Origin of the sequence: Paenibacillus vini, assembly GCF_018403325.1 — a bacterium.
Classification (GTDB): Bacteria; Bacillota; Bacilli; order Paenibacillales; family Paenibacillaceae; genus Fontibacillus; species Fontibacillus vini.
On record NZ_BOSL01000020.1, the window covers coordinates 17,520 to 30,748 of the forward strand.

Here is a 13,229-nt window from a genome sequence, read left to right on the forward strand (position 1 = left end):
AGGTGAAATTTTGCTTCAACCGAAGTATCAATGGAATACGCTCTCTTGCGACAGGGAAGCTGCCGATCTGCTTGCACGGCAACTGGACATCCCGCCGCTGGTAGCCTCTCTGATGGCTTCACGCGGTCTGGATAACCCGCAGGAGGCCTTGCGCTTCTTAAAGGGGACCATGGAAGACCTGCATGATCCGTTTCTCCTCAGCGGTATGAATGAGGCGGTTTCACGGATCAGGCAAGCGCTTGATCGTAATGAACGAATTTTGATTTACGGAGATTATGACGCTGACGGAGTCTCCTCTACGGCGTTGATGATCCATCTTATGCGGCATTTGAACGCCGACTATGAATATTACATTCCCCATCGGTCCAAAGAGGGTTACGGACTACATATTCACGCTCTGGAGCAAGCCAAGGAGCGCGGAATTACGCTGGTCGTCACGGTCGATACGGGGATCAGCGCTGTTGAGCAAATAGCCTACGCCACAAGCGTCGGAATGGATGTCATCGTGACCGACCATCATGAGCCTCCGCCTGTACTTCCTGACGCTTATGCACTCATTAATCCAAAGCTTGCCCATTGTCCTTATCCGTTTAAAGGTTTGGCTGGAGTGGGGGTTGCTTACAAATTGGCCGTAGCGCTGCTGGGGGAGGAGATTCCACCCGAATGGACAGAGCTTGCCGCTCTCGGTACGATAGCGGATTTAATGCCCCTGGTTGGTGAGAATAGAGTGCTTGTTCGCTATGGGCTGCAATCCATGGCGACTTCCGCCTTTCCCGGCATGACGGCTTTGCTTAAAACCGCCGGTTGGAAATCGGGCGAGGTGACGGCGACGAACGTGGCGTTCGGTCTCGCACCGCGTATCAATGCCAGCGGCAGAATGAGCCATGCCGGCCGGGCGGTTGAATTGCTGACAACCCACGATCGGGAGGAGGCAGAACTGGCGGCTCTGGACCTGGACATCTTGAACAAACAGCGGCAGGGGCTGGTGGAGGACATCGTCCAGGAGGCGCTGGTTGATCTGGAGACCAAAGCAGCCGAAGGACGCCTTCCCGATGTGATCGTTGTAGCCGGAGAAGGGTGGAATGTCGGCGTTGTCGGTATCGTGGCCTCCAAAATCCTCGAGCGTTACTATCGACCGACGCTGGTACTCGGTATCAACCCCGAGACCGGTGAATGCAAAGGCTCGGCTCGCTCGATTCCTGGTCTGGACATATATGAGGCATTGACGCATTGCGCCGATTTGCTGGATCATTTCGGCGGTCATACCGCTGCAGCCGGCATGTCCCTGCCGCGGGAGCGGCTGGCCGAGTTCGACAAGCGGCTGAACGACTTTGCTTCCGCGGCTCTCCGTCCCGAGCATTTTATCCCGGTTATGCAAAATGATCTGGAATGTTCTCTTCAAGAGATCACCCTCCCGATCATCGAGCAGTTGGAGCTGCTGGCTCCGTTTGGCATGGCAAATCCGTGTCCGCGTTTACTGATCCGCGGGGCAAAATTGCTGGAATGCCGGCAGATGGGCAAGGATGGCAAGCATTTACGTTTGACGCTCGGCCAGAACGGCAAGACAGTAGAAGCGGTTGCTTTTGGAAAGGGAGAGCTTGCCTTCCTGCTTTCTGAGGAATCGGAAATTGATATTGTGGCGGAAGCGGGCATCAATGAATGGAACGGCTCGCGAAAACCGCAGCTGATGATCCAGGATCTCGCGGTTACCCATTTGCAAGTTTACGATTACAGGGGCTTCCGTAACCCGGTGGCCAAATTGGATGAATTGAAAGAGACCTTGGCCAAATGGACTTCTTTCGGACCGGGAACCGCTGCTGTCATGGTGAATTCAGGTTCGCCGCAACTGAACGGAAATGATTTGAACGGATGCTCGCTTTGGGTATATGATAGGGTAGTCGGTGCAAGTCCGGCTAACTCTGAATCAGAAAAGGCGGGAGCGGAGGGAATAGGCACGCTGTTTATTTTGGAGCTGCCGGAGATGCCTGTGGAATGGAACAGCATGCTGGCCTTGTTCGGAAATTTGGAAAGAGTGTTTCTGCTTCATCCGAAAACTCCGGTTCGAGAAATGCTTGAGCCGCCTTCTCGCGAGCAGTTCAAAGGGGTATATGCCCTTTTGAGAAAGCTTGCGCCGGAGGGACACCGGGAAGACGAACTGGTTGCCGCTTTGAAGGCACGTACGAAGTTATCCGGACGAATGCTTGGCCTAACCTTGGATGTTTTTGAGGAACTTGGCTTTATTGAGCGGACTTCGGGCATAGTAACTGTAGCCGCGTCACCGCCCAAGCGACCGCTCGAGTCTTCGACGAGATACCGGGAACTGGGACTGCTGGCGGAAATGGAGCATATTTTGCTGCATGCACCGGTTCCGCAGATTACCGAATGGATGCAAACCCATATACAAGGGGCTTCATAAATCTATACATTCATAGCAATTCGCATATTTTCTAGGAGGAGATTTTATTGGATTTCAAAGACTATATCCGGGTCATTCCGGATTTCCCGCAACCGGGCATCAGCTTCAAGGATATTACAACTTTGCTGAATGACGGTGAGAAATACCGGCTGGCGATCGATGAATTGAAACAACTTGTTTCAAATCTGAAGATCGATCTGATCGCAGGACCCGAGGCCCGCGGCTTCGTTGTAGGAGCTCCGCTTGCTTATGCTCTGGGCGTGGGATTCGTCCCGATCCGCAAGAGCGGCAAGCTTCCTTATGAGACTATCGAGGTCGGCTACGACCTTGAGTACGGTAAAGATCGGCTCGCCATGCACAGCGATGCCATCAAACCGGGGCAAAACGTCCTCATTGCCGACGATCTTCTCGCCACGGGCGGTACGATCTCTACTTCCGTCGATCTTGTCCGCCAGCTTGGGGGAAATGTAGTCGGAACGGCCTTCCTGATCGAGCTCGGCGAATTGAACGGACGCGCGAAGCTGCCGGATATTGAAGTCTTTTCCCTCGTTCATTACGATTACTAAAAAGGAAGCCTCAATAAATGTAATAAAAAAGCCTCCATATCACCTTGGTGATATAGAGGCTTTTACGCATTGAGCCTTAGGCTTAATGAGCCGCTTTTTCCTCATCCTTGTCGTTGGACCAGCCAAGTACCTGAATCAGCTTGAAGAACAAGCTTAGCACAATTCCGACGATGGTGGCTAAAGCCATTCCCTTCAACTCTACCGTACCCATCGTCAGCTTCGTGCCGCTGAGGCCGATGACGAGAACGATGGTTGCAAGCAGCATGTTCGTCGGCTTGGAGAAATCGACTTTTTGCTCTACGAAGATCCGCAGACCGGAAGCTGCGATTACGCCGAACAGCAGCAGGGAGACGCCGCCCATAACAGGCTCGGGGATGAAGGCGATGATCGCAGAGAATTTACCCGAGAAAGAGAGCAGGATCGCGAAGATGGCTGCGCCGCCGATAACGAAGATGGAATACACTTTCGTCAGGGCCATGACACCGATATTTTCACCATAGGTTGTATTTGGTGTCGAACCTACGAAGCCGGACAAGATGGTTGAAATACCGTTACCAAGCAGTGAGCGGTGAAGACCGGGGTCTTTGGACAAATCTTTGCCTACGATATTGCTCGTAACGAGCAAATGCCCGATATGTTCCACGATGACGACCAGAGCCACGGGGATGATCGTGATGATGGCGGAAATGTTCCATTGCGGCGTAGTTACAGTCGGAAGCGAGAACCACTTGGCTTGGGCAATCGCAGCAGTATTCACTTCGCCCATAAAATAAGCGAGAACATAACCAACGACGATTCCGATCAGAATGTGGATGATTTTTGGAAAGCCACGGAATAGGACCGCGCCTAGAACCGTGACACCCAAGGTAACCAGCGAGAGCGTGATGTAAGTAGAGTTCGGAGACCATGCTTCGCCTGGATTTTTCGAAATCCAGCCTGCCATGCCTGCGGCCACCGGAATGAGTTCCAGACCGATCAGGGCAACGATGGCACCCATCGCAGCTGGAGGAAAGACGACGTCGATCCAGGAAGTTCCTGCATATTTGACGAGCAATCCGACGAGCATGAAGATCACGCCGGTCACAATGAAGGCACCCAGTGCCAGCGAGTAGCCGTTGCCCGGATAAGACGCCAAGACCAGAGACACCGGAGAGATGAAGGCAAAGCTGGAACCAAGATAAGCTGGGATCTTTCCTTTACAGATGAAGATGTAAAGCAGGGTTCCGATGCCGTTCATCAGCAAAATCATGCCGGGATCGACGCCGAACAGGTTCGGTACAAGCACGGTGCTGCCGAACATGGCGAACAGGTGTTGCACACTCAGCAGAACACCAGGTCCGAAAGGAACTTTTTCATTAACTTGAATTTCACGTTGCAACAGGGTCACTCCTCTATTTTTCGTACATAATGAAAACTATCCTTAATAGATTAATGAGAATGGCGACATTTTTCAACACAAAATTTATTTTGCCTAAGTGCGAGCTCAAAAAGTCAGGTTTTCAGGACCAAGAAGGTTGGATGAAGCTAGGGACTGAGTAGCGGAGCGTACATGGGGTACGTGAGCAACGGAAGGCCCGGCTGAATTCAAGATTCGACGTCGAATCCGTTTCGTGATCTGCTTCGTCATGGAAAGATGACTTTTTGAACAACCTCTTGAAGGTTATTCTACAGATTCTCCTAAATGATTCTTTAGCATACGCCGGCGAGGAGTTGAGAAAAAGTAAGGATTACACGGTCTCTGACTATTTTTTGGCGGCAAAGTGTCCGAGAGTTGACGGAAGAGAACGCAAGAGTCATAATTATAGGAAATCAAAATTGGGGATATAGAAAGGAATCGAGCAGGATTCAATGGGCATAGAGCGATTACTTGAAAAGGCGTCGGCCTATATAAAAGAACCGGATTTGGAGCGCATCCGTGAGGCATACGATTTTGCGGAGCAGGCTCATCACGGACAAGTGCGCAAATCCGGAGAACCATATATTCTTCATCCTTTGGCGGTGGCGGAAATTGTCGTCAATATGCAGATGGACAGTTTGTCCATTATTGCAGCTCTGCTTCATGATGTAGTTGAGGACACTACCGTATCCCTGAAGGAGATCGAGGAGCATTTCGGCCATGATTGCGCCATGCTTGTCGACGGGCTGACGAAGCTGGAGCGGATCAAATTCCGATCCAAGGAAGAGCAGCAAAATGAGAACTACCGGAAAATGTTCATCGCCATGGCGCAGGACATCCGAGTGATTGTCATTAAGCTTGCAGACCGTCTGCACAACATGCGCACGTTGAAATATCAATCCGAAGAGAGCCAGCGGCGCATCGCGTATGAAACGCTGGAGATATTTTGTCCGATTGCTAACCGGCTCGGGATTTCGGCGATCAAATGGGAAATGGAAGATATTGCGCTAAGGTATTTGAATCCGCAGCAATATTACCGGATCGCCAATTTGATGCGGAAAAAAAGGGCGGAACGCGAGGAGTACATCGAAAGCGTAATCTCACGCATATCCGAGAAGCTGGATGAGATGAGCGTTGAGGCCGACTTGTCGGGACGTCCCAAGCATATTTATAGCGTCTATAAAAAGATGACCACCAAAAACAAGCAGTTCAATGAAATTTATGACCTGCTTGCAATTCGGATCATCGTCGACAATATCAAAGATTGTTACGCAACCTTAGGCATCATCCATACATTATGGAAACCGATGCCGGGGAGATTTAAGGATTATATCGCAATGCCGAAGGCGAACATGTACCAGTCGCTGCATACGACGGTCGTAGGGCCCAACGGTGAGCCGACTGAAGTGCAGATCCGTACCTGGGAGATGCATCGGACGGCGGAATACGGGATCGCCGCGCACTGGGCTTATAAGGAAGGTCCGGAAACCGGCGGCCCTGAGAAGAAGATGACGTTTTTCAACGAGATTCTGGAGCTTCAGCACGAAGCGAAGGATGCTTCGGAATTTGTTGAATCGCTCAAAATGGACTTTTTTACCGATTTGGTATTTGTATTTACGCCTTCCGGCGAAGTGATCGAATTACCTTCGGGATCGGTTCCGCTGGACTTTGCTTACCGGATTCATACCGAGGTCGGCAACCGCACGATCGGCGCCAAAGTCAACGGCCGGATCGTACCGCTGGACCATCGGTTAAAGACCGGGGATATCGTAGAAATCCTCACATCCAAGCATTCCTACGGACCGAGCCAGGATTGGCTCAAAATTGCGCAATCTTCCCATGCGCGAAGCAAAATCAAGCAGTGGTTCAAAAAGGAGAAACGCGAGGAGAACGTCGAAAAAGGCCGCGAAGCGATCGAACGCGAATTGAAGCGGGCCGGCATTGAGCCTTCCGCCTGGATGTCGGACGACAAGCTTATGGAGGCCTGTAAGAAATTTGCCTTCAACGATATCGACGATATGTTGTCGGCCGTAGGATTCGGCGGCATCACAGCGGCTCAGATCACCACTAAGCTGACAGAGAAGCTTCGCAAAGAGCAGGAAGAGAGCAGCTCGATCGAGCTTACCTCGGAAGTGAAGGAAGTAAAAGCACCGGAAGAGCGTAGACCTCGTCCGACAAACGGAGTCGTGGTCAAGGGGATCGATAACCTGCTCGTCCGTTTTGCCAGATGCTGCAACCCGGTTCCCGGCGACGATATCGTAGGCTATATTACACGCGGACGTGGCGTCTCCGTGCATCGCAGCGATTGCCCGAACATACCTAACGGAAATGACGATGAAGAAGCTGCACGCGTTATCGACGTGGAATGGGAGAACGCCATCGAGGCAAATTACAGCGTCGATATTGAAATTACGGGACATGATCGCCGGAATTTCCTTAACGAAGTGCTGCAGGCTGTATCGGAGAGCAAGACGAATATTTCGGCCGTTTCCGGACGGTCGGACAAAAACAAAATGGCGCTAGTCCATATGACGATTCTGATCCGGAATACGGACCATCTGCAATCCGTCGTCGAGAAAATCAAACGGGTGAAAGATGTTTACACCGTGCACCGGATTATGCAATAAGGAACAGGAGTACGCAACATGAAAATCGTAGTTCAACGCTGCAAGCGGGCAAAGGTGGATGTTTCGGGAGAGACGATCGGATCCATCGGGCAAGGCCTTCTCCTGCTGGTAGGTATCACACATGAGGATTGTGAGAAGGATGCGGCTTATCTCGCAGATAAAATCGCCGGGCTTCGCATCTTTGAGGATGAGGATGGCAAAATGAATCTCAGTGTGGCGGACATCGGCGGGGCCATTTTATCGGTATCGCAATTTACGCTCTACGGGGATTGCCGGAAAGGCAAACGACCGAGCTTTACAACGGCGGCGAAACCGGAAATCGCGGAACCGCTGTACGAGAAGTTTAACGATTTGCTGCGTCAGAAGGGATTGGTAGTAGAGACCGGACAGTTTGGGGCCGATATGGATGTGGATTTCACGAATTGGGGGCCGGTTACCCTTATTTTGGACCACCCTTTTCAATGATTTTGAAGAAGATGGTTGGGATAAAGGATTCTTTTATGGGACAACCTGTGAATGTACAGTGAAATTGTCCGTAAAAGGGGTTACCGATCTCAATGCGTCAATCTATAAAGTCAAGGGTTTGGCAAGGGCTTCCGCTCATGGCCGCCGGGGAGCGCAGCGAAGCGCTTGCTCTGGTACGCTCTGCGCAGGATGAGGAATTGCAGACCGTCCGGGAGATTAAACCTTCCGGCGAGTATATTCCGCGGCCAGGAAGCTAAGTCTCTGGAATAGGAAAGGATCGGGCGAGTTATGCCCGGTTCTTTTTTTATGGCTGAATTAAACTTCGTTGTTTATATTTGACAATTACGAACGTTTGTTCTATAGTTTGGGTAACAATGAAATTTCGGAGAGGAGGAGTAAGTTGGACTTCATTATTGAAAAAACCAGAGATATTAATGCAAGTAATAAGGTTGTGTGGAACGTATTAACTGATCCTGATTACATTAAAGATTGGTTAGGTGTACATATTGAAACGGATTGGAGAGAAGGCAGTCCGATCACATTTTCATTTTCATGGGACGGACAAGACTTTACCGATAAGGGGCATGTATTGAAATTCAAGGAAGCTGACACTTTTTCTTATGATTATTGGAGCGGGTTCTCGGGGACTCCGGACACTCCGGAAAATTACTCGATTATTGCGTTCCAATTAATTGATAATCACGATAGTACAACAATTCATTTAACGCACCGTAACTTTTCGACACCTACGATGTATGAGCACTCGGACAAAAACTGGGAAGAGACTTTAGATAAAATAAAGCAATTAGCAGAACAGTGATTCGATAGTTCAATTACCGCCCTTACATTGGGGCGGTTTTTTTGATCGAAATATCAATATTAAGGTTTACTGCCACAGCAATCCGGTTTGTTATAAAGCGAAGCCATTCGGGTAATAACAAGCGAAGGACACATCCGAGAGGAGAATGTTACTTATGAGTAAAGTTGCTTTTTTGCTAGCGAACCAATTTGAAGACTCGGAAATGCAGGTACCCTATGACGAGGTGAAAAAAGCCGGACATCAGGCCGATATTATCGGGCTTAAGGCCGGAGAAACTTTAAAAGGCAAACAGGGAAAAGCTGAATATACAGCGGACAAGGGCATTTCCGAGGTGAAGGCCGAAGAGTACGACGCGGTTGTTATTCCGGGCGGATCTTCGCCGGAAAATTTGCGGCTTGATCAAGGAATTCTTGATTTCGTGACTCAGGCCAATGCCGCGGGCAAACCGATTGCCGCGATTTGCCACGGGCCGCAGATCCTGATCAGCGCGGACCTGCTGAAGGGAAGAACCGTAACCTGTTATCCCCCTCTGCAAGATGATATCGTGAACGCCGGCGCGGAATTCCGCGACGAGGAAGTTATTGTTGACGGCAATTATGTTACCTCACGAACGCCGAAGGACGAACCAGCCTTTGTGCGGGAACTGTTGAAGAAGCTGTAACCGGTCTAACCGGATCCTATAGATGACAAGTCCGGGACGGCAAACCATTATGCGGTTGAAAAGGAGAGATCGAAATGGCCAAGCATATTCAAGCGTATTTTATGAGTGAGGATCAGGCGGAGGGCGCAAGGACCAGCCTGCTTCCATTTGAAATGGAGCAGGTTGAAGTCAGCTCGCTGGATCATTCGATCGGCAGAAGCCACAATATTCTCGTTCCGTTGCTTCCCCTTAACAGTACTACTACCAATACAGGGGGAACCTACGGAGCCGTAGGAATTCCTGGGACGGTAAGCGCTCAGGGAGTCATTCCTGTAGTTGCTATGGGTGACGATGATTCCGACGACGGCCGGATTAACGGAGAGCGTGTCGATACCGAAAGAGATCGGCCCGATTTTGATTCGGAGTTAGATCCTGTAATTGATGCGAACCACTTCAGTGACGATGATTTCAGCAATTTGAAATATGTATTAACCGCAAAGGTTAAAGAAACCGATTATGATGACATCGTCCATAAGCTGCGCAGCCGGGGCGCGTTTGTCGAACATTTGGATTAAAAATTTGAGTTTGTAATACAACTGTAATATTCGTTTCATGTTCCTTTAACATAGCCTGTTTATAATAACAGCATGACCCCCTTTTTAATATAATACCTTTGGACCTGTGCCCCGTTGGTGCAGGTTTTTTTCTTTGTCCGTACTTGACTTTGTTACTGTAATTCCTTAAAATCAGGAAATATACAGTTTCATACTGATTCAACGACGGGACAAAGTACTTCAGCCCCACACCCGCAGAGAGGAATCCCTGCCTTGACGGATTGGCCATTCATTCTGAATTGCACCCGATAAGGCCGGCTGGAAGGATTCCGGTGATGATTGAACGAAAGACTTCCCCGAGAACCGGCGGCGAAATGCGTGAAATAATGACATGGATCATTTCTTCAAGGCATAGTAGACGTACGGCGCATGCGGGCGTTACACCGCTTTAAAGCGAATACTTCATATCAGGCGAATGTGATCGGAAGATTGAGCCCTGTGATATAAGTAAGGAGTATTCGGAATGTGGGTGGCACCACGGGTAAATTGGAAAACCAATCTCTCGTCCCTGTTGTAATTAAACAGGAACGGGAGTTTTTTATTTTTTTAGCAGAAGATGGAGGAATGGATAATGGCGTTTCAGAAACCTACGGGTACGCAGGATCTGCTGCCGGGCACTGTCGAGAAGTGGCAGCTGATCGAGGAAAAGGCCCGCGATCTGTGCCGGCGCTTTAATTACCGGGAAATCCGGACACCGATTTTTGAACAGACTTCGCTGTTTGAGCGCGGTGTGGGCGAAACGACGGATATTGTAGAAAAAGAAATGTATAGCTTCCAGGATAAAGGGGAGCGGTGGATGACACTTCGTCCCGAAGGAACAGCCGGCGTCGTTCGTTCTTATGTGGAGAATAAACTTTACGGCGAACCTGATGTGACCAAGCTTTATTACATTGGACCGATGTTCCGATATGAGCGTCCTCAAGCCGGGCGCCAACGCCAGTTTCACCAGTTCGGGGTGGAGGCGTTCGGAGCCACGGATCCGGCTATTGATGCTGAAGTCGTAGCTTTAGGATTTCAGTACTGCCGAGAGCTTGGCCTGCAGGACGTAAAAGTGGAGATTAACTCGGTAGGCAACCCGGCCAGCCGCGAGGCATACCGCGAGAAGCTCCTGGCCTTCCTGACTCCGATGAAGGAAAGCCTGTGCAAGGATTGCCAGTCACGGATGGAACGCAATCCGCTGCGGGTGCTCGATTGCAAGGTTGATCAGGATAAGTTCGGCGATGCTCCGTCGATCCTGGACAGTCTTGATGAGGAGTGCACTTCGCACTTTGCCAAGGTTCAGGAACTGCTAAGCGCCATGGAAGTGGATTATGTGATCAACCATCGGCTGGTGCGCGGCCTGGATTATTACACGCATACCGCGTTTGAATATAAAGCCCAGGGCATCGGCGCTATCGATACAATCGGCGGAGGCGGCCGCTATAACGGTCTGGTGGCTGAAGTCGGAGGACCCGATCAGCCCGGGATCGGTATGGCGCTCGGTATGGAGCGGATCGCGCTTATTCTTGAGAAGCAGGAGATCGGGCTCAGCGGCGTCAAGCCGCTTGACGTATATCTCGTAGCCCTTGGGGAAGCGGCGGATAAAGAGATTACGACGCAGCTGTTCAAATTGCGTCAGGCCGGCTTCTCGGCGGAGCGGGATTATCTCGGTCGCAAAATGAAAGCACAGATGAAATCGGCAGACCGCATGCAGGCGCGCTACACGGCCATTCTGGGCGATGATGAACTGGAGCGCGGGGAGATTGCGTTGAAATCGATGGAGACCGGTGAACAGCGCACTGTGAAGCTCTCAGAGCTGGTCAATGAATTGAAGTAATCAAAGTTTAAAAACTTTATAAAAAATATATTTTTGAAGGAGTTTTGCACTGACATGAAACGTACTCATCAATGCGGCACATTAAGCACCGCGAACATCGGAGAAACCGTAACGCTTAACGGCTGGGTTCAAACCCGCCGCGACCTGGGAGGCGTCCTGTTCATCGACCTGCGCGATCGCAGCGGCATCGTACAGATCGTTTTCAATCCTGCTTATTCCGGAGAAGCGCTGCAAATCGCCGATAAAGTGCGCAGCGAATACGTGCTTGCCGTCAGCGGAAAAGTAGTCAAAAGAGATGCCGAAACCGTCAACCCGAACTTGCCGACTGGCGAAATCGAAGTGCAAATTACGGAAATCGAAGTGCTGAATGCAGCCAAAACGCCTCCATTCTTTATCGAAGACGGCGTTGAAGTGGACGAGTCGCTTCGCTTGAAATACCGTTACCTGGACCTGCGTCGTCCGGAAATGCAAAAAACGCTGTGGCTTCGTTCCAAAGCGGCTAAAGTATTCCGCGATTTCCTGGACGGTGAAGGATTTATTGAGGTAGAAACTCCGATCCTGACGAAGAGCTCTCCGGAAGGCGCACGCGATTATCTCGTGCCTAGCCGCGTACATGCCGGCGAATTTTTCGCACTGCCGCAATCCCCTCAGCTGTACAAGCAGCTTCTGATGGTGAGCGGTGTCGAGCGCTATTATCAAATCGCCCGCTGCTTCCGGGACGAGGATCTGCGTGCGGATCGTCAACCTGAATTCACGCAAGTCGACATTGAGACGTCATTCCTTAGCCGGGACGAGCTATTGGACATGATGGAACAACTGGTCGTTCGCCTGTTCAAGGAAACGAAAGGCGTCGATATTCCTACGCCGTTCCAACGTCTAAGCTATGCGGATGCCATCGGGAAATACGGCTCCGACAAACCGGACCTGCGCTTCGGCCTGGAGCTTGTCAACGTGAGCGATCTGGTGGCTTCCAGCGGAGTGAAAGTATTTGCTTCGGTGGTTGAAAAGGGCGGAGAAGTTAAAGTTTTGAACGCTAAAGGCTGCGGAACATGGAGCCGTAAAGAAATCGACGATCTCGGCCCATATGCGGCCCGTTACGGAGCGAAAGGATTAGCCTGGATTCAAGTGAAGGAAGGCGAATTCAAGGGTCCTATCGTCAAATTCTTTACAGAGCAAGAAATCGAAGCCATTAAAGAACGTACCGGCGCCGAAGAAGGCGACCTGCTGCTCTTCTCCGCGGATAACAAAAAAGTGGTAGCCGACGTTCTCGGCGCGCTTCGCTTGAAGATCGGCCGTCAACTGGGGCTTATCGACGATAATGTGTACAAATTCGCCTGGGTTGTCGACTTCCCGCTCTTGGGCTGGGATGAAGAACAAAAACGCTATGTGGCCGAACATCATCCGTTCACCCGTCCACGCGAAGAAGACCTGGAATTGTTCGATACCGATCCTGGACAAATTCTTGCTCAAGCTTATGACCTTGTGTTGAACGGTTATGAAGTTGGCGGCGGCTCCATGCGGATCTACAAACGCGATATTCAAGAAAAAATGTTCAAGGCCATCGGCCTTTCTCAGGAAGAAGCTCAGGACAAGTTCGGCTATCTGATGGATGCTTTCGAGTACGGGACACCTCCGCACGGCGGGATCGCATTCGGCTTCGACCGTCTGGTTATGCTGCTGGCAGGACGCTCTAACTTGCGCGAGACGATCGCTTTCCCTAAAACGGCGAGCGCGACCGACCTGCTCATGAACGCACCGTCCGAAGTGGACGTGCCTCAGCTGGAGCAACTGCATATCAAAGTGGCCAAGAAGCCGGTTGAAGAGAAAAAATAACTGGATGATCAATAAAGAGGCTCCCCAATTCAGGGG

11 protein-coding genes are annotated in these 13,229 nt (G+C 50.7%); 10 read left to right on the forward strand and 1 reads right to left on the reverse strand.

Going from position 1 to position 13,229, the window contains the following annotated elements:
• The first annotated feature begins 10 nt into the window (after positions 1 to 10).
• Both recJ and KJS57_RS22700 read left to right on the forward strand, forming a co-directional pair.
• The gene (gene recJ, locus KJS57_RS22695) at positions 11 to 2,416 is read left to right on the forward strand and encodes a single-stranded-DNA-specific exonuclease RecJ (protein WP_213656449.1); all 2,406 of its coding nucleotides are present in this window, start codon (positions 11 to 13) and stop codon (positions 2,414 to 2,416) included.
• Between the two features lie 47 nt (positions 2,417 to 2,463).
• The gene (locus KJS57_RS22700; RefSeq protein ID WP_211020139.1) at positions 2,464 to 2,982 is read left to right on the forward strand and encodes an adenine phosphoribosyltransferase; all 519 of its coding nucleotides are present in this window, start codon (positions 2,464 to 2,466) and stop codon (positions 2,980 to 2,982) included.
• An 82-nt stretch (positions 2,983 to 3,064) separates the two neighbouring features.
• Here KJS57_RS22700 and uraA read toward each other — a convergent pair whose 3' ends face one another.
• Positions 3,065 to 4,360, reverse strand: a complete 1,296-nt coding sequence (gene uraA / locus KJS57_RS22705; protein WP_213656450.1) for a uracil permease — start codon at positions 4,358 to 4,360, stop codon at positions 3,065 to 3,067.
• Positions 4,361 to 4,830: 470 nt separating this feature from the next.
• Between uraA and KJS57_RS22710 the strand changes: the two genes are divergently transcribed.
• The 8 genes from KJS57_RS22710 to aspS all read left to right on the forward strand — a co-directional run bounded on the left by KJS57_RS22710 (position 4,831) and on the right by aspS (position 13,193).
• Complete coding sequence (locus KJS57_RS22710) at positions 4,831 to 7,005, forward strand: RelA/SpoT family protein (protein ID WP_211020135.1); 2,175 nt, start codon at positions 4,831 to 4,833, stop codon at positions 7,003 to 7,005.
• Between the two features lie 18 nt (positions 7,006 to 7,023).
• Positions 7,024 to 7,470 carry a D-aminoacyl-tRNA deacylase gene (dtd, locus tag KJS57_RS22715; protein ID WP_213656451.1) on the forward strand — a complete coding sequence of 149 codons (447 nt, stop codon included), beginning with the start codon at positions 7,024 to 7,026 and terminating at the stop codon, positions 7,468 to 7,470.
• A 92-nt stretch (positions 7,471 to 7,562) separates the two neighbouring features.
• A complete protein-coding gene (locus KJS57_RS22720) occupies positions 7,563 to 7,727 on the forward strand; it encodes a hypothetical protein (RefSeq protein ID WP_213656452.1) in 165 nt (54 codons plus the stop codon).
• A gap of 143 nt (positions 7,728 to 7,870) precedes the next feature.
• Positions 7,871 to 8,290, forward strand: coding sequence for an SRPBCC family protein (locus KJS57_RS22725; RefSeq protein ID WP_211020130.1), 420 nt, complete (start codon positions 7,871 to 7,873; stop codon positions 8,288 to 8,290).
• A 154-nt stretch (positions 8,291 to 8,444) separates the two neighbouring features.
• Positions 8,445 to 8,951: a type 1 glutamine amidotransferase domain-containing protein gene (locus KJS57_RS22730; protein ID WP_211020128.1), complete on the forward strand. Its 507-nt coding sequence runs from the start codon at positions 8,445 to 8,447 to the stop codon at positions 8,949 to 8,951.
• 74 nt (positions 8,952 to 9,025) lie between these two features.
• Entirely contained in the window at positions 9,026 to 9,505 is a 480-nt protein-coding gene (locus KJS57_RS22735) for a hypothetical protein (RefSeq protein WP_211020126.1), read from the forward strand.
• Positions 9,506 to 10,115: 610 nt separating this feature from the next.
• Complete coding sequence (hisS, locus tag KJS57_RS22740; RefSeq protein ID WP_213656453.1) at positions 10,116 to 11,360, forward strand: histidine--tRNA ligase; 1,245 nt, start codon at positions 10,116 to 10,118, stop codon at positions 11,358 to 11,360.
• 54 nt (positions 11,361 to 11,414) lie between these two features.
• Positions 11,415 to 13,193 carry an aspartate--tRNA ligase gene (aspS, locus tag KJS57_RS22745; protein ID WP_213656454.1) on the forward strand — a complete coding sequence of 593 codons (1,779 nt, stop codon included), beginning with the start codon at positions 11,415 to 11,417 and terminating at the stop codon, positions 13,191 to 13,193.
• The last annotated feature ends 36 nt before the right edge of the window (positions 13,194 to 13,229 follow it).